Source organism: Anaerovorax odorimutans (genome assembly GCF_024459955.1).
GTDB classification, from domain to species: Bacteria; Bacillota; Clostridia; order Peptostreptococcales; family Anaerovoracaceae; genus Hominibacterium; species Hominibacterium odorimutans_A.
The window spans coordinates 1-20163 of record NZ_JANFXK010000004.1 but is presented as its reverse complement, the minus strand read 5'-3'; the positions used below and the strand labels follow the sequence as shown (position 1 = coordinate 20163).

The window sequence follows — 20163 nt, the reverse complement described above, 5'->3', positions numbered from 1 at the left end:
GAGATTGTGGCATTACGGCACATGAAGGGGCACACCACCTCGGGTGTGGAACTTCGTGTGCCTTTTTAGTTGCCTTAAATTGGACAAGGAGGAATGGCCGTGAAAGTCAATGGTGAGGAAAAGAAGCTGGAGTCCCGGATGACGCTGGGGCAATATCTGGAGCAGCAGGGCTACGATCTGAAACGGGTTGCGGCTGAGCTGAACGGAGAAATTCTGCCGAGAAGCGAATTTCAGAACCGGGAGCTGAGCGATGCCGACACGCTGGAGATCGTACATTTTGTAGGGGGTGGGTGATTTGATTCCATCAAAAGAAGAAATTCGCGCTATCTGTGACAGCCGTTTTTCCCCGGCGGTCTATGAGAAGCTGCGGCAGTCGTCGGTGGCTGTAGCGGGATTGGGAGGCCTGGGGTCCAACATTGCGGTAATGCTGGCCAGAACCGGGATCGGAAGGCTCAAGCTGATCGACTTCGACCGGGTGGATCTTTCCAACCTTAACCGCCAGGTCTATGACGTACGCCATTTAGGGCAGCTGAAAACAGAAGCCCTGGCTCAAAGGCTGCGGGAAATCAATCCATACATAGATTTGGAATTATATAATGGGCGCATAACGGAGGCTCAGGTGGGCGATGTTTTTTCCGGATACCGTTACATCTGCGAGGCCTTTGACGGGCCGGAGGATAAGGCCATGCTGGCGCAGCAGGTGCTTTCCTGTCTGCCGCGGGCATATCTGGTGGCAGGTTCGGGCATGGCGGGATATGATGACGCGGACCGGATTCGCACCAGAAAGGTAAGCCGCCGTTTTTATGTGTGCGGCGACGAGCAGTCGGATATCGCAGAGGGAATAGGCTTGATGGCGCCCCGGGTAGCGGTATGCGCGGGCCATCAGGCAAATAAGATTGTGCAATTGATTTTAGAAGAGAGGTAACAGTATGAAACATGATAAATTAGTGATCGGCGGACACGAATTCCATTCCAGATTTATTCTGGGTTCAGGAAAGTATAATGTGGAATTAATCAAGGCGGCAGTGGAGCAGGCGGGAGCGGAAATCATCACTCTGGCTCTGCGCCGGGCCAATTCATCGGGAGAAGGGAATATTCTCGACCATATTCCTCAGGGGGTGACTTTGCTTCCCAACACTTCCGGGGCCAGAAACGCCGAAGAAGCCGTTCGCATCGCACGACTGGCCAGGGAGCTGGGCTGCGGCGATTTCGTAAAAATAGAGGTCATCCACGATTCCAAATATCTTCTCCCCGATAATTATGAAACCATAAAGGCCACGGAAGTTCTCGCCAAAGAAGGGTTCGTGGTACTGCCATATATGTACCCGGATCTCAATGCGGCCAGAGATCTTGCCAATGCCGGAGCATCGGCCATCATGCCGCTGGCAGCGCCCATCGGCTCCAACAAGGGACTCTGCACCAGAGATTTCATCCAGATACTGGTGGATGAGCTGGACCTGCCCATTATCGTAGACGCGGGGATAGGCCGCCCGTCCCAGGCCTGTGAGGCTATGGAGATGGGAGTGGACGCCATCATGGCCAATACGGCCATCGCCACAGCGGGGGATATCCCGGCAATGGCAGAAGCGTTCCGAAAAGCCATCGAGGCCGGCAGGGCCGCATATCTGGCCGGTCTGGGTCGCATAGTGGAAAAAGGCGGAGAAGCATCGTCGCCGCTGACCGGATTTTTGCAGGAATAGACAGGAGGCAGCTGAAATGAACCAGAAGATCGATCATATGAAATACTGGCCGGAAATGGAAGTGCTGGAGGAATCCAGAATTATGGATGAGGTCCTGCAAGCGATGGAGAGCTACGATTACAGCCGTTATACTGCGGCAGATGTGAAGTACGCCCTCAGGAAGGAAAACCGGGGACTGGAAGAATTCAAGGCACTGCTGTCGCCCGCTGCCGGAGCGTTTTTGGAGGAGATGGCGCAGCTGGCGAAAAAGGAGACCCAGAAACATTTCGGCAACAGCGTCTGCCTTTTCACACCGCTGTATATTTCCAACTACTGTGAAAACTATTGTATTTACTGCGGCTTCAACTGTCACAACAAGATCCGGCGCGCCCGCCTGGATGAGGCGCAGATTGAAAAGGAGATGCAGGCCATTGCTGCCACGGGGCTGGAGGAAATCCTGATTCTCACAGGAGAAAGCCGCGCCAAATCCGATGTCGAGTATATCGGGGAGGCCTGCAAAATCGCGCAGAAATACTTTAAAATGGTGGGAATCGAGGTTTATCCCATGAATTCGCAGGACTATGCCTATCTCCATCAGTGCGGGGCTGATTACGTGACTGTTTTTCAGGAAACCTATAATTCCGATAAATACGAAACCCTTCATCTGGCGGGGCACAAACGGGTATTTCCCTATCGCTTCAATGCTCAGGAGCGGGCCTTGAAAGGCGGCATGAGGGGAGTCGCTTTTGCCGCGCTGCTGGGTCTGGACGATTTTCGCAAGGATGCCTTTGCCACCGGTATGCACGCTTATCTGCTCCAGAGAAAGTACCCCCATGCGGAAATCTCCTTTTCCTGCCCGAGGCTGAGGCCCATTGTCAATAACGCGGATATCAATCCAAAGGACGTTCATGAGAAGGAGCTGCTGCAGGTAATGTGCGCTTACCGTTTGTTTATGCCCTTTGCCGGAATGACCATTTCCACCAGAGAACGGTCCGGCTTCCGGGACAATGTCATCGGTCTTGCGGCTACAAAAATTTCCGCCGGGGTCAGCACGGGTATAGGAAGCCATGCCGATGACAGCGCTGAGCAGGGGGACGATCAGTTTGAGATCGCGGACGGAAGAAATGTGGAGGAAATGGTGGCGGCCATCAAGCAAAGAGGGCTGCAGCCGGTGATGAATGATTATGTCTTCCTTTAAACGCATCGCGATTTCCAACCGCCATCTTTGCCTGCGCCCCTTGCCCCGGCAGGTACTGCGGCTTTCCGGGCAGGTGGATGCGCTGATCCTACGGGAGAAGGATCTTTCGGAGGATGAGTACGAGATTCTGGCCCGCCGGGTGCAGGAAGCCTGCCAGGCCGCCGGAATCCAACTGATCTGCCATACTTTTGCGGAAGCGGCCAGAAAAATCGGCTGCGGCTCCCTTCATCTGCCCTTGCCTCTGCTCCTGGAAAAACAGGGAGAGCTGGGAGATTTCAGCTTGATCGGCGCATCGGTCCATTCACTGGAAGAAGCACGGCTTGCTCAGCAGGCCGGAGCCAATTATGTGACGGCAAGCAATATTTATGAAACCGGCTGCAAGGCAGGCCTTCCAGGAAAGGGAACGGCTTTCCTGAAAGAAATCTGCGCCGAAACCTCTATGGAGGTCTTTGCTCTGGGCGGCATCACAGATGAAAATGAGGGCGAGATTCGGGCGGCAGGGGCGCAGGGCGCCTGCCGCATGTCCGGGTACATGCAGCTGTAGGATAATCCCCTCAGCAATGCGCTTCAGGGAAAATGCCTGCAGTGTATTGCGGAAGATATGGTATAATTATTGGTGGTTGTTAGAGGATTTCATGCCCGGTTGCGGACGACGAGATGGTTAAGCTGGCAAAGAGTTTGAAACCGCGCCATTGGGGAAAGCGAAAAGGAGAGACCGCTATGCTATTGCCATATTCATCAGAGCTTGAGATTTCTAATCTTTCACGTCTGTTCGATAAGATGAGCGAATCCTATAAAATCTTTTGGTTCCGGGCGATCCTGGATAAAGTCGCCGCAGGGAAAACACGCCTGACTTATGACGAACTTATTAATCAAATGATCGCGGATGCCTGGTATATGGTATCGGAATACAAATTGAATCTGGGACCGTCGGATACACTGGAAGCTGCCGTACACCATGTACACCAGATCAGCGGCCTGAAATCCAGTGAAAAAAAGGAAACGATCCTCAAGTTCCTTGAAAATTGCCGGGACAAGGAGCTATTAAAGAAAAAGCGGACCCTGACTGAGCAAGTGCCATACCGTTTGCAAGCGCCGTTCATAGAGGCTATAAAAGGAAATGATTGGAAAGGACCGAAGCAACTTCTTGCTGAGAGGATCAATTATGAAAAGCGGCTGATGTATTATTTTGTTCAGATTTCCGGCCTTAGCAGTCAAATTGAAATGCAGGACGACTGGGCCCGATATCTGCAGGAAAACCAGCAAATTATCCGTGGCTGGATTCAATATAACCTCATTGAATACCTGCAGAGAAGGAACCCAAGTGTTCCGGGAATTGTCAACAAACTTTATCCTCCACAGGAGCGAAAATTGGAAAAGGTGAAAAAGTATTGGCGTGCGATCACGGAGGTAAAGCCCCTGAGGGAGATTTACGGGTTCGAGCCGCTGAGCAAAACCAATCTTTCCATCGACCATTTTGTCCCCTGGTCGTATGTGGCCCATGATGAGCTCTGGAACCTGCACCCCACGACTAAGGGTATAAACAGCAGCAAAAATAACAATCTGCCCGATTGGAAAACTTACTTTTCAAGGTTTTGCGGCTTGGAATTTTATTCCTACCAGCTCATATGGAAATATGATAAAATCCATGTCGAGTTTGAAAAGTGCCAAAAGGAGCATCTCAACAGCACGGAAGCCCTGCGGCTTTACGCAAGGGGGCATAATGAAGCGGAATTCACCAGGCAACTGGAGGACTTGGTCCAACCGGTGTATCAATCGGCACAGAAAATGGGATTTGGCAGGTGGACATTATGACAGACGATAAAACCATAGAATATTATGATAAGAACGCAAAAACCTTTTTCGATGAAACCTGCAGTTCCAATATGTCCCACTTATATGATTCGTTTCTGAAATACATACCAAAGAACGGCACGATTTTAGACTTGGGATGCGGCAGCGGCCGGGACAGTAAAGCTTTTTTAGACAGAGGCTACCAGGTTACAGCTGTTGACGCCTCACAGCAGCTATGCTGTCTGGCTTCTGCGTTTATCGGACAGGAGGTCCTGTGCAGAAAATTTGAGGACTTGAATTTCTGCGACTCCTTTGATGGCATATGGGCGTGCGCGTCTCTGCTTCACGTGAACAAAGAGGACATGCCTCGGATACTGAGAAAGCTGTCCCTTGCATTAAAACGGGAGGGCGTTTTGTACGCGTCTTTTAAATATGGCGATTCACAGAGGACAAAAGGGTTGCGCTTCTTTAACGACTACACAGAAGCAGACCTGGATTCTCTGCTCTGCCCGGAAACCGGATTTTGCTGCGTGGAGTGGAGCATCACCGGCGATGTCAGGGAAGGGCGGGAAGGCGAGAAATGGCTGAATTTTGTGGCGCGGAAATGGAGAAAATAAAATGAATTATTTTTGGGTATTTCAAAACAAAACTTTTAGAGAAGAATCCCAAGGCGGGTTTTTGTGGGCACCCCAAAAAGACAAGCTTGGGCATAATAAAAGCCATTGGTCTTTGATGAAAGAAGTGAAAAAAGGAGATGCGATTGTCCATAGTGTCAATGGTAAAATTGCAGCCATTAGTTTCGCAAAGGAAGATTGCTATGTAGCACAGCGGCCGGCAACCCAAGGCTTTGGTGATTGGGAAAAACAGGGATGGAGGGTTGACTGTGAATATTATTTTCCGGCACAAACTATACGGACAAAGGATTATATTGAGCAAATTATGAAGCTACAGCCTGATAAAAATTCACCAATTAATCGAGCAGGAAATGGGAATACTGGATATCTTTTTCGCGCTTCCAAGGATCTGTTTGAGTTTTTAATCGTAAAGACAGCCACCTGCCAGAAAATAGAAGAGCAAGGCCTGGAGCTTTTAAGCCTGTTAAGCGCAGGGTATGAATATGAAAAATGTAATGGAAAGGCCTCTTTAGATCGAGTAATTGCAGAGGATGAATACATGGAGGAAGTGGAGTCGGCTATCAATCGGCAGAAGACTTCTTCAATTGAGGATTGCCCAAAGGAAAAGACACAAAAAAATTTTTCTGGCAGCCGTAGAGTTTATAAGAGAGATCCGCAGGTTTCCGCCAACGCCATTAGGTTGGCTGGCTTTAAGTGTGAAGTGGATGAGAGCCATTCGTTTTTTCTTTCACACCGCACGGGAAAAAATTACGTAGAAGCGCATCATTTGCTGCCCATAAGCTGTGAGGATGAGTTTGATGTTTCCTTAGATGTTGAAGCCAATGTGGTCAGCTTGTGCCCGGTCTGCCATAGACTTGTTCATCATGGCAAGCATGAGCAGGTTCGACAAACGATTGAGACGTTATATCAAAAACGAAGACAACGACTCATAAAAGCTGGGATTAAAGTTAAAGACCTTGAGGATATTTTGAAGGCATATGGTAAATAGATATGAAGGTTGTTAAAGTGGCTGCGGCTATTATAAAACTTGATGAAAAGATTCTTGTTACCCAGCGTGGATACGGACCATTCAAAGGAGGATGGGAGTTTCCTGGCGGTAAAATTGAGAAGGGCGAAAGCCCCCGAGAAGCCTTGGTTCGAGAAATTAAAGAGGAATTGGATGTATTGATTGACGTGGGTGATCTGGTAGATATCGTAAATTACGATTATCCCGACTTTCATCTTACAATGTATTGTTATTGGTGCAGCCTCCGGTCAGGGTCGATCACTCTTAAGGAACACCAGTCGGCAAAGTGGCTAAAAAATAATGAACTGATGAGCGTAGAATGGCTTCCAGCGGATGTAAAGTTAGTCGAGAATTTAATGAAACTCTCCTCAGAACTTTAAACGATCACTATACCCAATCCGTATATCCTTCACCCGATACGGATTATCCTCATAGGCGCTGCCCATCAGCAGAAGGATCAAAACAACGATACTGCCCGGAGGGATCAATGAAAGCAGCAGCACCAGGCCGGACTTATTGGTATCATGCAGTCTGCGGACACTCAGCGCAATGGAGCAAAGCATAGAAGCAAACAGATAAAGCATTGCTGCCAGATCCAAGATGAGCGTCAGATATATGAAGAAGGAGCTTTCTGAGAAGGAAAAACCCACTTCGGTCTCCAGTGCCGCCACCGCTAAGAAAAGTACAAGAGTAATCACGCAATTTATGAGAAGCGTCAGCCAATACTGCTTTCTCGACGTGACGCCCTTATAGTCGAAACAGCGTTTCCAAAATTCAATATAATAGCTCATCTGCATATCCTTTCTGCACGATATCACCCAATTATTCTCCCAGCGGGTACTGCTTCCCAGGAAGCTGAGTACCGCGGAAACTCTCCCCACACAATCTGCGACCAATTAATCAATTTCCTGAGATTACTTGCGACCAAAGGGCTTTTTTCTTCCCAATGGTTGCGGAAAAAATGAAGAGAGCATCGATTTGGTCGCAAACCCGCGGCCCCCTTCCTTTTGCAAACCTGCGGCCCACTTCCTCTTGCAAACCCGCGGCTGGCTTCCTCTTGTAACCCCCCCGGCCACCTTTTCCCAAAAAACGCATCCCACTTCTTCCTATACCCCGGCACATTCCGTGCAATTATTCTAACACACTGCAAAGGGCTGCGTCCAGAGGGCGGAGCCCTTTACCGAATGCGCGAAATGCTCCCGCTTTTCAATGGGAGGACGTGGGATCGAGGCATTTTAGAAAAGCAAGCCTGTCGGGCCTCGCCAAGCCGCAGCTTGCGTAACTACGGCACGGTTTTCAAAAAAAGTTGCCGCCGGGACCCACTGCGCACGGATTCAGGACTGCCATCCCGTGTGCCAATATGTTATACTGATAAAAATAAGAACGTATTGTGTGAACATGCTTTTCAGAGAAAGCAGGAAGAGGAGGAACCTATGAAAAAACGGTCAGGGGCAATACTGTGCGTATGCGCCATTGTTTTTGCCGCAATAATGATTTCCGGATGCAGCGTCAAGATGGAGGAGCCGGTCTTTGTGAAAAACCTCATTTGCACGGAGGATATGGATGTAGACATCATGTATATTTCCGGGATGACAGGAGAAAAGAAGGTAAAATCCGTGGAAATTCCCGATGCTCCCAAGGGAATAGAGACCGTTGTCTACGATGAGGAGTCGGAAACGATCAGCGGCTATTCACTGCACACCATACATATGGGCGTAAGCAGCGACAATCTCAATGAAGATTCCGGCTTAGCAGAACCACTGGCTTTCAGCCGGCTGAATATTACCTGGGACGATGGGACTGAGACGGTTGCGGACGTGGGAACCATTGAAATCCGCAGCGTCAAACAGCAGGGGCTGCAGCTCATCGGCGAAGAGAAGAACGATCAGCAGGGGAAGTCCCTGCAATGGACTTCATCCGATTTCCAGGCAGAAAAGAAATTGAACATTACGGGCGTCAACATCCCTTATCAGGAGAAGCTGGAGCCGATTATATCCAACATTACCATCAACCAGGTTCCCATTGCAGAGATCGACAGCAAGCACCCCATCAAGCTTGAAAAAGGCGATACCTGCACGGTGTCCTACAGCTGTGATGAAGGATACAAATTCCCATACGGGCGTGTGGCTATCGATGCGCAGCTGATCGGCGTTGATGAGCAAGGAAACAAACAGGCCGCGCTCGTTCATATGCAGCCGGACCCGTGGATAGAAGAGGATATTTCCGGATATTTAAAGACGGTAAAAGAACAGTAAACAGAGGAAACCATAAATGAAAGCATTCGTGTATAAAGGAAATCATGAGCTGAAACTGGAGGAACGGCCCCGGCCGCGCCTTCAGAGTCCAAAAGATGCCATCGTGCGGGTTACTTTGGCCTCCATCTGTTCCAGCGATCTTCATATTAAGCACGGAGCCGTCCCCAAAGCGATTCCCGGCGTGATTCTGGGACACGAGATGGTTGGAGTTGTAGAGGAAACAGGTACAGAGGTCAGTAAGGTGCGCCCGGGAGACCGGGTGACGATTAACGTGGAAACCTTCTGCGGAGAATGTTTCTACTGCCGGCGGGGACTGGTGAATAACTGTCAGGACCCGGACGGCGGCTGGGCGTTGGGCTGCCGTATCGACGGCGGTCAGGCGGAGTATGTGAGGGTGCCCTATGCGGATAACGGCCTTAATCGAATACCGGATTCGGTTACCGATCAGCAAGCCCTTTTCACCGGCGATATTCTTTCAACCGGATACTGGGCGGCGGATCTGGCGGAGATAAAAAAAGACGACACGGTTGTCATTTTAGGGGCGGGATCCACAGGGCTGTGTGCGGCAATGTGCGCCGCTCTGTACGAACCGAAAAACCTGATTCTGGCGGAGATCGACTGTGAGCGGGCTGATTTTGCCAGACAGCTTGGTATTCCCGCGGATGTGGTTGACCCGCAGGATTTAAAATTTGTCATATCGGACAAAACCGCAGGCCGGGGAGCGGACTCGGTGATCGAGGCGGCTGGGGGAGCGGGGACTTTTGACCTGGCCTGGCAGCTGGCCCGTCCATCGGGAATCGTCTGTCTGGTGGCGATGTATGAAGAAAATCAGATATTGCCGCTGCCTCATATGTACGGGAAAAATCTGACTTTCAAAACCGGAGGCGTCCATGCGGCCCACTGTGACCGGCTGCTGCGTCTTATCGCAGACAGCAGGCTGGATACCACGGGGCTGATTACTCACACCTTTGCCATGGAGGACATTTTAGAGGCCTATGACCTGTTTGAGAAGAGGCTGGATGGCGTGATGAAGATCGCCATTGAAATGAATAAATAGAGTGCGGCTTTTTCATTAAGCTGATTTTTCTCTGCAGACGGGCTGAAAAACAAAAAAATGCCGATTTATGTTCCAGATCCGGTGAAAATGCCTCAATGCCCACATAAAAAAGCAGGCCGAAGCGAAAAACTTGAATGATTTTGCTTAAAAATTGCAAAAGAATAGAATTTGTTTGCTTATATGTGCTTCCGACGCCCTCAAAAAACGGTAACAAGTAAAAATTCTCTCAAATTTTATGTGGGCATCCGCTTAAAATCGAGCCGAATGGAACATAAATCCCGATTTTTTGCTGCTGCGGGGCCGCCGGACCAGAATAATTAGATGGGAGAGGCCACAGAATCAGAATAATTAGACAGAAGGGGCCGCCTCAGAATAGTCGGATAAGAGGGGCCGCCGGACCAACATAACAGGATAAATAGAAAGAAGCGCTGCGGCAAAAATCCCGGAGGGTTGTCATGAATACGGTCTGCCGAGACATTTTTAAAGCAGTCCATGAAGGAAAATGGATTAGCATTGAATATAAGAATAAAAACAAGGAGACTACCCGGTACTGGATCGGTATCAATGATATCAATCTAAAGGACCGGTCCCTTAGCGTGGCAGGGCTTCACCTGTCAAAGCATACGCTGGGCGATTTCCCCAGAATTTATATCGACTCCATCCTATCCTCCGATATTGTTGAGGGCTCTTATCACCCGATCAATCAAAAGCTTGTAGAAGATATCCACCTGAATCCGCAGAAATACAAAGAGCTGTTTCACCATGCGGTGAACATGAAAATTCTCAATTACCTGGCCGACTGCAACCGGCTGGATTCCACGCCCTACCGCAGCCAATACGCTCTGGTCGAAGGGCTGGACGGAGAAGACGTTGAGGACGGCGTGTACCGGCTGGACGATCAGCAGTACCGGAGCATCATCAACCAATTCCAGTACAGGACCGTCAAGGAAGGAAACCGGAGGGAGCGTCCGGGCAAACGAATTCTGCAGATCTGTATGAACCTGATGAGCGTGCCCACGAGCAAGGGGCTTTACGTGCTGGCTTACCGCAGAATGAATTTTGACGTTGTGCGCCGCCGGCTGATCGCAGATGATGAGGCCACCATTTGCCGGGAATTTACCATTGAAGGGGAAAAGCAGAGCGTCCGCCGTTTTCTCCCCGAGGAATATTCCTATCTCTTGGATGATTTTGAGATAAATCAGGAGCAGATCAAAGATTTAATCACTGGCGCAAATCCGCATATCAAGGGCGTCGATGACATGCCCTACATTCTGACTCTTGCCCGGGAGCAGATTCTGGATCTGGACCGGGAATACGGCGCGATTTTAGAAATGTATCAGGAAGAAACGGTCACCGTGCCCATCAAGGCATTTTTCGGCGAGCTGGTGAAACAGCCGGTGCGAAAAAAGCAGTATCCTTTGGCGCTGCTCAACCAAAAGGTAAACCTGGACCAGCTGCTGGCCATTCACCACGGTCTCAAGTACCCCCTGTCCTACATCCAGGGACCCCCGGGAACCGGCAAGACCAACACCATTATCAATACCATCACCACGGCTTTTTTCAATGAAAAGACCGTGCTGTTCGCTTCCTACAACAACCATCCCATTGACAGCGTATTTGAAACCCTGCAGAACATCAAATACAGAGGAAATCAAATTCCTTTCCCGGCCGTGCGCCTGGGAAACCGGGAAAAAGTCGAAGACGCCTTGGATCAGATGAAAGAGCTGTACCTCAAGGTCAAGGAGATCAAGGTTTTTTCCAGTACATTGGAGAGAAACCGGGATGACAAGATCGAAAAGACCCGGCAGCTTTCCCAGCTTTTGAAGCGATATGAAGAGATTTTGGATCTGAAAGAACGAAAGGAATCCATTGAAAGCCTGATCAGCAGCGAGCAGAACCTGACCTTCCGGGTGGAACTGCAGAGCAGGCAGCTGAAAGCCGTGGAAAAACGGATACAGGAGATCGGCGAAGTCCATGAAGAGGACGCTTTGCCGCTGCTGAACCAGAATGAAGAGGAATTTCTTAAATATTTATATTATATTTCCGCAAAATATATCAAGAGGCTGGACGAGCCTAAAAATGAGGAGCTGTTGGATATTCTCCTTATGGAAGGGCCGAAGACAGAGCAGGTAAAAGAGTTCAACCGCCATCTGTCCCAGGAAGAAAACCTGAAAAAGTTTCTCCGGATTTTTCCGGTCGTGATAACGACCTGCATTTCCGCCCACAGGCTGGGAGAACCGAAGCCTTACTTTGACATGGTCATCATGGATGAAGCCAGCCAGTGCAATTCGGCGGTTTCCCTGGTACCGATCATCCGCGGAAAAAACCTGATGCTGGTGGGCGATCCCCAGCAGCTCAGCCCGGTCATTGTGCTGGATCCGAAAGCCAATCAGACCCTGAAAAACAAATACGGCGTCAGCAAGGAATACGACTACATTGAGAATTCCATATACAAGACCTACCTGGCCTGCGATTCGGTCAGCGACGAGATTTTGCTGAGCTACCATTATCGGTGCCATGAAAAGATCATCGGTTTCAACAACAAAAAGTATTACAACGATAAGCTGAAGGTCCGCAGCCAGGTGCCGGAAGCGCAGCCGCTGGTTTACATGGATCTGGCCGATGAATCGGCGGATGGGAAAAACACCGCCCCTGCGGAAGCAGAACAGATTCTGGAATACATCCTTGAGAACCGGGACAAGAAGATCGGCGTCATCACGCCCTTTGTCAGCCAAAAAGAATACATCAACAGCAGGCTTGAGGAAAACGGCATCCGCGACATACAATGCGGAACGGTGCACGCTTTCCAGGGGGATGAAAAGGATGTGATTCTCTTTTCCCTGGCGGTTACGGACCAGACCCATGTGAAAACCTATAACTGGCTGAAAAACAATAAAGAGCTGATTAACGTAGCCACTTCCAGAGCCAAGGAAAAGCTGGTGCTTCTTTCCAGCAGCCGGAACCTTTCCCGCCTCCACGGAGCAGGAGAGGACGACGATCTTTATGAGCTGATTCAATACATCCGCACCAACGGCACTTCCCAGGTGACGCCCAAAGCGGCAGCTACCAGAGCGCTGGGAATCAAGCCCTACAGCACCCAAACAGAGGCGGCTTTCCTGACTACCCTCAACCACGCTCTGAGCAACATTCTGGTATCGGGAAGCAAATACACCGTTCACAGAGAAGTCCCCATTTCCCATGTGTTCAATGGCAGCGAGGAGCACAACGATCTCTTTTACACCGGCAGCTTCGACTTTGTGGTCTACGAGCGCAGCCGGGGCAGAAAAGAGATGCCGGTGCTGGCTATCGAGCTGGACGGAAAGGAGCATATCGAGGACGAGGCGGTCCGCCATCGGGATCAGAAAAAGAACGAGCTGTGCCAGAGATACAATTTCGAACTGATCCGGGTGGAAAACTCCTATGCCAGAAGATATAATTACATGAAGGATATCCTGATCGAGTATTTCAAAAAGCTGTAACAGGAGGATGAATGAAATTTCACGTTGATACATCATTAAACAGAGAGGAGCTGGAGCGCAGCTTTTCGGCGCAGATCGTGCCGGCCGGTGTAAAAACCTACTATAAGGAAGAGCTTCATCGCCGGGACCTCTTTGTGGGAAAGTGGAACGACGGGCATTTCTGGTTTGTATATAAGCCCAGGTATATGTATCGAAACAGCTTTGTCCTGCGGCTGGTGGGAAAGACAGAGGAGCTGCCGGATGGAAGACTGCGGATTCAATACCGGATTACAAAATTTCCGGCTGTAAAGCTTCTTGCGGCAATCTGGTGCGGACTATTGTTATTAATCGGAACGGCGCTTTGGCTTATGGAAGAAGGACTCTGGGCCTATATCCCCTGGGGAATGGCTTTGGCAGGGCTCGCCGCAATGGCTTACCGGCCGGCGGCAAGCGTGGAGCGACTGACGCGCAAGCTGTGGGAAATCGCCGCAAAAGGAGGAGAAGAACTGTGAAGAAAGAGACCTATATAACGATGACCGGAGTTTTCCGCGATAACCCGAGAAAATTTCAGGCAATTGTTGTGACCGATTCGATACTGACGAAAATCGCCTATATCGCTTACCCGATTCTCCTGGCAATGCTCTATGTGCAGAAGGACGCTCATCTTCTGCGGACGATCCTGGTACCGGGAATCTCCTTTTGCGTAATCAGCGTTTTCCGCTATCTGTACTGTGCGCCCCGGCCCTACGAGGTTTTCGAAATGCCGCCGGTCATACCGAAACAGACCAAAGGAAAATCCTTTCCCAGCAGACATGTGTTTTCCATTTTTATCATTTCCATGACCTTTCTGTGGCTGATTCCCTGGATCGGCGTTCTGATCGGCATCGCGGGAATTTTTATGGCAGTTGTGCGGGTATTGGGCGGCGTGCATTTTCCAAGGGACGTTATCGCAGGGGCGGCCTTGGGCATTGCGTCCGGGCTGATTGGTTTTTACTTGATTCCATAGGAGGTAAGGTAAAAGTATGGAACTGAAGGATTTAAAATATTTTGTTGAGATTGCGGACCAGAAAAGCATGCGTAAGGCTGCGGCCAGCTTGTACGTGTCCCAGCCCAATCTGACCCGATCCATGAAAAACCTGGAAAACGAGGTGGGAGCCGAGCTTTTGAAGCGGACCAATCACGGAGTAGAGCTGACCAGCATAGGGGAAGGTTTGTATTATTATGCAAATTCCATCTTAAAGCAGGTTGATGAAATTTCCAAGATGCGCCTGGAAAACCAGAAGTACGTGGAGGCCAAGATCAGCATTGCCATCGGCGGCTGTATCCTCCGCGACGATATGATGCTGCAATATTATGAGACGATCCGCGCCAACCGCACGGGCATCTATATCGTGGAAACGTCCGTGGAGGAAGTGCTGAAATCTGTAGAAGCCCTCGGTGCGGATATCGGCCTTGTGTCGATCAACCATATTCAAATGGCGGCTTTTCATAAAATCTGTGAGCTGAAGGGCCTGGAATTTCACGAGATCGGAACCGGTCCCCTGTATGTCCACGTGGGAAAGAAGAATCCCCTGTACGGCAGGGAATGGATTGATGCCGAAGAGCTGCTGCCATACAGCCATGTGCAGGTGCCGCAGGACTATTTTTCCAATATGAACTATACCACGAATCTCGACGGCAAAATTCACATGATGGATTTTAAGAAAAGCATCATTATGAATAATTATCACGCCATTATCAGTATGGTAAAAAGGACGGACGCTTTTATCTTCGGGAACAAATGGCAGAAGGACGAGCTGGAAAAGGGACAGATTTGCAGCATAAGGCTGAACAACTGCGATATCTCCCACTATCTTCTGTGGGTAAAACGCAAACGGGAAACCCTGTCCGATAAGGCAGAACAATTCCTGAAGCTCATACTCGACTGCTACAGCGACCCTGCCCAGCGATAACAAAAACTTATCACAGAACAATCAGTTATAAGCATTAGCCAAACAGCGCCTCCGCGCCTATAATGAACTTGTCGAAAAAAATATTTGAGCAATTCATTTAGGAGGAAAAGTTATGGTTAAGAAAATAGGTAAGAAAAAATTATTAACGCTTTTAACAGTGGCGGCGGTCGTGGTAACAATGGCCGGATCGTATGCGGCGTGGGATCAGCTGAAGGTGGATGGCTTCGGAACTTTGAACTTTGATAAGCCAGTGGCAGCCACGATGACGGTTCCTGACTTTACGAAATCCAGTAGCTCGGGTTTGAGTGAAAATGCACCGGTATATACAAGCGCTGCGGTTTATAAGGTAGAGAATGTACCTACTGGTGTGACGCCAAAGGTTGCTATAACGCCATCAGTTAAAGACGGTCAAAACCCAGTTGACAGTTCTAATTTCACCATTGCCATTTCAAAAGGAGCAGCAGAACTGACTGCGGCCGGCGGTGTATACACCGATGCCAATGTAAGCACGGGTGAGAATACATATACGGTTACAATTACGCCGAAAGATAGTGATGCCGCAAAAGCTTTAGCGGGAAAAGATTTGACAGTGACGTTGTCAGCAGAGTTAACAGATGCAGCATCAGCTACACCAACTAACTAGTTTTAAGTAGAATTTTAACTAACATAATACCATGAAAACAGCAGGCAAATTATTACTGAACTCCATAATCGTACTCTTAGCAGCGTACATCGTGCTGATGCAGGTGTGCCCGCAGCAGATCAAAGATGCGGCGGGATACCAGCTCTATGTCATTCGCACGGACAGTATGGAACCAGTGATTCCAACCGGATCTGTCGTTCTTGTGAAGAACTTGAAGGAAGGCCGGGAACCTGAACTGAATACAATCGTTACATTTCGTGCGGACCGCCTGGGAGAGCAGGCGGTTTTCACGCATTATCTGAGGGCAAAGGAAAAGGGGAAAAACGGAGAGACCCGCTACCGGACGCAGGGGGCGTCCGCCGAGAGGTACGATGACTACGAGACTTATCGGAGCGACCTGGTGGGTACCTATGTGCAGCACATTCCGTATATCGGAAGGTACATCCTTTTCCTGCACAGCCCCTTTGCGATCATGGAGCTGCAAATGATCCTCATCATTGCCATCATCAATAAGCTGCTTAGAGACAAGTGGGACCGGGAAGAACGGATGGAGAAGAAAAAACAGGCAAAAGCAGCGCGGCTAAGTAAGCCGGCCTGCGTTTAAGACCCGTCCCTGATAGTGTCAAAGAAAGTTTTGACCGGTATAGAAAAATAAATCTTGCGTAAAAGGCCCCGGTACTTCATACTAAGGATGAATCGAGTGCCTTTTTCTTTTTTCGGAGCAGGCACGATCCAACTATGAAAATAGGAGGCAAGAATAATGAAAAATGAAGACGAACTGCACAGACAGCAACAGATCGACCGTTATCTTGAAATCCTGCATGACAGCGATGCGGCGCCGAGAACGCCGCCGGATTTCGAACGGACGACTGCGGATCTTCTGATCGAGTGTCTGGAGCAGGAGGGCGTAAAATACATCTTTGGCATACCCGGTGAGGAAACGCTGGATCTGATGAATGCGATTGAAAAATCGTCGATTCAGTTCATTACTACCCGGCACGAACAGGGCGCGGCTTTTATGGCCGATGTCTACGGCAGACTTACCGGCAAGACGGGCGTGTGCCTTTCCACTCTGGGGCCGGGCGCGACCAATCTGGTGACGGGCGTGGCCGATGCCAATCTGGACGGTGCGCCGGTGCTGGCTATCACCGGGCAGATCGCCACGGACAGACTGCACCTGACCGCCCACCAGTATTTGAACCTGGAAAAAGTATTTGAACCGATCACCAAGAAATCCAAGCAGATTCTCAGGCCGGACACTGTGCCGGAAATCGTGCGGATTGCTTTCAAATATGCGGAATCGGAAAAACCGGGAGCGGTTCATATCGACCTTCCTGATAACGTAGCCAAGATGCCGGCTCAGGGCGTACCCATGCGCAGAGTGTCGCCGCAGAAGGGCATCGCTTCCTACAAGGACATCGAACGTGCGGCCCGGCGGATATCCAGAGCAAAACGTCCGCTGATCCTGGCAGGCTACGGTGCTGTCAGAGGCGGCGCGGCTCAGGCGATCACCGACTTTGCCACCGAGCTTCACATTCCGGTAGCCAATACCATGATGGCCAAGGGCATCATCCCCTTTGACAATCCGTACTCCATGTGGACCATCGGAATTCCCCAGCGGGACTACATCAACCAGATCTTCGATGAAGCGGACACCATTATCGGAATCGGCTACGATATCGTAGAATGTTTCCCGAGAAAGTGGAACCCCGACAACAACCATAAAATCCTGCATATCGGAAATCAGGCGGCTCATATCAACAAGCGGTATCAGCCGGAGGTGCAGGTCATCGGAGATATTTCCGACTCCCTTTATGAAATACTCCGCAGATCGGAGCGGGAAACGGAGCCGGATTACGCACTGGCAATCAAGGCGAAAATTCAGGCTGACCACGATCAGTATGAAAACGATGATGCTTTTCCAATGAAGCCTCAGAGGATTCTCCACGACGTGCGCAAGGTCATGGGGCGCGAAGATATTGTGCTTTCGGACGTGGGTGCGCATAAAATGTGGATCGCAAGGCATTACAACTGCTACAAACCCAACACCTGCATCATTTCCAACGGTTTTGCATCCATGGGAATCGCGATTCCGGGCGCTGTGGCGGCGAAGCTGGTCAACCCGGATAAAAAAGTGCTGGCAGTTACCGGCGACGGCGGCTTTATGATGAATATGCAGGAGCTGGAGACCGCGGCCCGTATCGGAAGCAACTTTACGACCTTGATTCTCAATGACAGCAGCTATGGCCTGATTAAATGGAAGCAGATGGAGCACTTCAATCATCACTGCTATGTGGACTTTAACAATCCGGACTTTGTGAAACTGGCGGAAGTCATGGGTGGAAAGGGCTACCGCGTGGAAAAGGCGGAGGACCTGATTCCAATGCTCAAGGACGCACTGGCGCAGGATGTGCCGACTCTCGTAGACTGCAGAGTGGACTACGATGAAAACATGAAGCTGTCCCAGCAGCTGGCGGAGCTGACCGAATCCGCGCAGACCGGAAAATAATTACCAAAGGTGCTGCGGAAAAGATAGGAGCTCCCCGCCCAAACTTCTCATATAATAAAAATTACCCATATTCCCCTGTTTCAAGGAGGATATGGGTAATTTTGTAATGATCTTTGCGGTTCGTTAATATGGAGAATCCGGCAAAACCAGATTTTAACTTTCGGCCCCATCCAAACAAACGGGAGCATACCAAAACGACTGCGGCAGGCTCCTTTTCGCAGTCTAACGCAGCTCTCTCCGCTGCGCCCGTTCCTTCTTATCGGGAATCTGCGATATGATGAAAGCGGTCAGCATCAGGGCGCAGCCCAGCATTTCCCGCCCGCTCATGACTTCACCCAGGAAAAGCGCCCCGCATACAGCGGAGAAAAAAGCTTCCAGGCTCATAATCAGTGCGGCTATGGCCGGCGGCGTATCCTTCTGGCCGATGATCTGCAGGGTAAAGGCAATGCTTACCTCCAGGATAGCCGTATATAAAATCGGAACCGCGCAGTCGATAATATCCTGCAGGGACACGGTTTCCAGAAAAAGCATGAAGACCCCGGACAAAAGGCCGGAAATCAAAAATTGCAGAAAAGAAAGCTTGATGGCATCCACCTTATCGGAATAATAGTCGATCAGCAGAATCTGCAGGGAATAACAGAAGGCGCAGGCCATGACGAGGCCGTCTCCCAGCTGAATGGTAAACCCTTCCGTAATGCAGAGCAGGTACAGGCCGAATCCGGCGATCGCCACTCCGATCCAGGTGAAAGTACCGACTCTTCGCTTGAGAAACAGCAGCAGGATGGGCACGATGATGATGTCCAGCGAAGTGATGAAACCGGCTTTCCCGGCAGTCGTATAGACAATGCCGATTTGCTGCAGAGAACCGGCGACAAAGCTGGCGATGCCGCACTGCAGCCCGCCCAGCAAAAGGACGCGATTCCGAAAGGGCGTAATTTCTTTCGGCTCGGGCCTTTTGGCATTGATCTTTCCATAGCCCCAGATGAGCGGCAGCAAAGCCAGCGAACCCAGAGTAAAGCGGAAAAAACCAAAGGTGAAGGGACCGACATGATCCATCCCCATCTTTTGAAAAATAAACGCTGACCCCCAGATCAGGGCTGCCAGCAGCAGACATAATTCTCCTTTAAATTTTCGCATAAGCCCTCCTTCCCTACTAGAATAATATACCGGGGCTGCCAATGGCAACCTAAAATCTGCCCGGCTGAGAAAAAAAGCATATATGTAACTAAGTCACAGAAGGAAAGTGTCCTGTCGTGGTATATTAAAGTCACAAAATCAAAGGAGGTATTTAAAATGGCTATAATGAACATAACAAAGGATAACTTCAATCAGGAAGTTGCAAACTCTCAGGAACCGGTACTGGTGGATTTTTGGGCCCCGTGGTGCGGACCATGCAGAATGATGGCCCCGATTCTGGACGAAGTGGCCGCCGACAAGCCGGACGCCAAGATCGGAAAGGTCAATATCGACGAGCAGCCCCAACTGGCTGCGCAGTTCGGTATCATGAGCATCCCCACTCTGGCCCTTTTCAAAAACGGAGAATTGGTGGGCACCTCAGTCGGGGTACAGTCCAGACAAAAAGTAAAAGCGATGTTAAAATGACAACAAGGGAAACCGCCTGAGTGCTTCTGCTGTGGGAGAAGCACTCAGGTGGTTTTTATCGTTGTTGTAGGTCAAGAGTTTGCGACCAAGGCGTATTTGGGGGAGCGATGGTCGCGGGATTTGTCGGGAAACCCGGGACTTGGTCGCAGCCTTGCCGCCATGAGTGATGCCTCTGCGACCAAGGCGTCTTTCGGAGAGCAATGGTCGCGGGGTTGATTGAGAAAAGGGGCATTTGGTCGCAGCCTCGCCGTCGAAAGTGATGCCCCTGCGACCAAGGTGTGTTTTGGGATGCAATGGTCGCGGGATTGATTGAGAAAAGGGGCATTTGGTCGCAGCCTCGCCGTTGCAAGTGATGCTCTTGCGACCAAGGCGTCT

General features: G+C 50.1%; 21 protein-coding genes. 19 read left to right on the top strand and 2 right to left on the bottom strand.

The features are described 5' to 3' along the window. The first annotated feature begins 99 nt into the window (after positions 1 to 99). The 9 genes from thiS (at position 100) to NE619_RS04865 (ending at position 6692) form a co-directional block, all read left to right on the top strand. The gene (gene thiS, locus NE619_RS04905) at positions 100 to 294 is read left to right on the top strand and encodes a sulfur carrier protein ThiS (protein WP_330640669.1); all 195 of its coding nucleotides are present in this window, start codon (positions 100 to 102) and stop codon (positions 292 to 294) included. Next, entirely contained in the window at positions 287 to 925 is a 639-nt protein-coding gene (gene thiF, locus NE619_RS04900; RefSeq protein WP_256131257.1) for a sulfur carrier protein ThiS adenylyltransferase ThiF, read from the top strand. Before thiS ends, thiF begins: the two co-directional genes overlap by 8 nt. 4 nt (positions 926 to 929) lie before the next feature. After that, complete coding sequence (locus NE619_RS04895; protein WP_256131256.1) at positions 930 to 1700, top strand: thiazole synthase; 771 nt, start codon at positions 930 to 932, stop codon at positions 1698 to 1700. A gap of 16 nt (positions 1701 to 1716) precedes the next feature. After that, positions 1717 to 2877 carry a 2-iminoacetate synthase ThiH gene (thiH, locus tag NE619_RS04890; RefSeq protein WP_256131255.1) on the top strand — a complete coding sequence of 387 codons (1161 nt, stop codon included), beginning with the start codon at positions 1717 to 1719 and terminating at the stop codon, positions 2875 to 2877. Then, positions 2864 to 3421: a thiamine phosphate synthase gene (locus tag NE619_RS04885; RefSeq protein ID WP_256131254.1), complete on the top strand. Its 558-nt coding sequence runs from the start codon at positions 2864 to 2866 to the stop codon at positions 3419 to 3421. The genes thiH and NE619_RS04885 overlap by 14 nt, the downstream gene beginning before the upstream one ends. A 176-nt stretch (positions 3422 to 3597) precedes the next feature. Continuing rightward, complete coding sequence (locus NE619_RS04880; protein ID WP_256131253.1) at positions 3598 to 4692, top strand: HNH endonuclease domain-containing protein; 1095 nt, start codon at positions 3598 to 3600, stop codon at positions 4690 to 4692. Continuing rightward, positions 4689 to 5288: a class I SAM-dependent methyltransferase gene (locus NE619_RS04875; protein ID WP_256131252.1), complete on the top strand. Its 600-nt coding sequence runs from the start codon at positions 4689 to 4691 to the stop codon at positions 5286 to 5288. Before NE619_RS04880 ends, NE619_RS04875 begins: the two co-directional genes overlap by 4 nt. A 1-nt stretch (position 5289) precedes the next feature. After that, positions 5290 to 6294: an HNH endonuclease gene (locus tag NE619_RS04870; protein WP_256131251.1), complete on the top strand. Its 1005-nt coding sequence runs from the start codon at positions 5290 to 5292 to the stop codon at positions 6292 to 6294. Between the two features lie 2 nt (positions 6295 to 6296). Then, a complete protein-coding gene (locus tag NE619_RS04865; protein WP_256131250.1) occupies positions 6297 to 6692 on the top strand; it encodes a (deoxy)nucleoside triphosphate pyrophosphohydrolase in 396 nt (131 codons plus the stop codon). Here NE619_RS04865 and NE619_RS04860 read toward each other — a convergent pair. After that, complete coding sequence (locus NE619_RS04860; protein WP_256131249.1) at positions 6681 to 7208, bottom strand: DUF805 domain-containing protein; 528 nt, start codon at positions 7206 to 7208, stop codon at positions 6681 to 6683. The genes NE619_RS04865 and NE619_RS04860 overlap by 12 nt on opposite strands. A gap of 537 nt (positions 7209 to 7745) precedes the next feature. On the opposite strand from NE619_RS04860, the gene NE619_RS04855 reads away from it, so the two are divergent. From NE619_RS04855 to NE619_RS04815, 9 genes are all read left to right on the top strand, one after another. Next, complete coding sequence (locus NE619_RS04855; RefSeq protein WP_256131248.1) at positions 7746 to 8567, top strand: hypothetical protein; 822 nt, start codon at positions 7746 to 7748, stop codon at positions 8565 to 8567. Positions 8568 to 8583: 16 nt separating this feature from the next. Further along, positions 8584 to 9624: an alcohol dehydrogenase gene (locus tag NE619_RS04850; RefSeq protein ID WP_256131247.1), complete on the top strand. Its 1041-nt coding sequence runs from the start codon at positions 8584 to 8586 to the stop codon at positions 9622 to 9624. 455 nt (positions 9625 to 10079) lie between these two features. Next, positions 10080 to 13103 (top strand): AAA domain-containing protein, encoded by a 3024-nt coding sequence (locus tag NE619_RS04845; RefSeq protein ID WP_256131246.1) that lies wholly within the window; start codon positions 10080 to 10082, stop codon positions 13101 to 13103. An 11-nt stretch (positions 13104 to 13114) separates the two neighbouring features. Then, the gene (locus NE619_RS04840) at positions 13115 to 13594 is read left to right on the top strand and encodes a hypothetical protein (RefSeq protein WP_256131245.1); all 480 of its coding nucleotides are present in this window, start codon (positions 13115 to 13117) and stop codon (positions 13592 to 13594) included. Continuing rightward, a complete protein-coding gene (locus NE619_RS04835) occupies positions 13591 to 14088 on the top strand; it encodes a phosphatase PAP2 family protein (RefSeq protein ID WP_256131244.1) in 498 nt (165 codons plus the stop codon). Before NE619_RS04840 ends, NE619_RS04835 begins: the two co-directional genes overlap by 4 nt. A 16-nt stretch (positions 14089 to 14104) precedes the next feature. Next, positions 14105 to 15034, top strand: a complete 930-nt coding sequence (locus NE619_RS04830) for a LysR family transcriptional regulator (RefSeq protein WP_256131243.1) — start codon at positions 14105 to 14107, stop codon at positions 15032 to 15034. A gap of 112 nt (positions 15035 to 15146) precedes the next feature. After that, positions 15147 to 15677 (top strand): hypothetical protein, encoded by a 531-nt coding sequence (locus tag NE619_RS04825; protein ID WP_256131242.1) that lies wholly within the window; start codon positions 15147 to 15149, stop codon positions 15675 to 15677. Positions 15678 to 15708: 31 nt separating this feature from the next. After that, complete coding sequence (locus tag NE619_RS04820; protein WP_256131241.1) at positions 15709 to 16281, top strand: S26 family signal peptidase; 573 nt, start codon at positions 15709 to 15711, stop codon at positions 16279 to 16281. Positions 16282 to 16437: 156 nt separating this feature from the next. Then, positions 16438 to 18186 (top strand): acetolactate synthase large subunit, encoded by a 1749-nt coding sequence (locus NE619_RS04815; protein WP_256131240.1) that lies wholly within the window; start codon positions 16438 to 16440, stop codon positions 18184 to 18186. Positions 18187 to 18408: 222 nt separating this feature from the next. On the opposite strand, the gene NE619_RS04810 is transcribed toward NE619_RS04815, so the two are convergent. Beyond that, on the bottom strand, positions 18409 to 19323 hold the full coding sequence (locus NE619_RS04810) for a DMT family transporter (RefSeq protein ID WP_256131239.1): 915 nt from the start codon (positions 19321 to 19323) through the stop codon (positions 18409 to 18411). A gap of 156 nt (positions 19324 to 19479) precedes the next feature. On the opposite strand from NE619_RS04810, the gene trxA reads away from it, so the two are divergent. Then, positions 19480 to 19788 (top strand): thioredoxin, encoded by a 309-nt coding sequence (trxA, locus tag NE619_RS04805; protein ID WP_256131238.1) that lies wholly within the window; start codon positions 19480 to 19482, stop codon positions 19786 to 19788. The last annotated feature ends 375 nt before the right edge of the window (positions 19789 to 20163 follow it).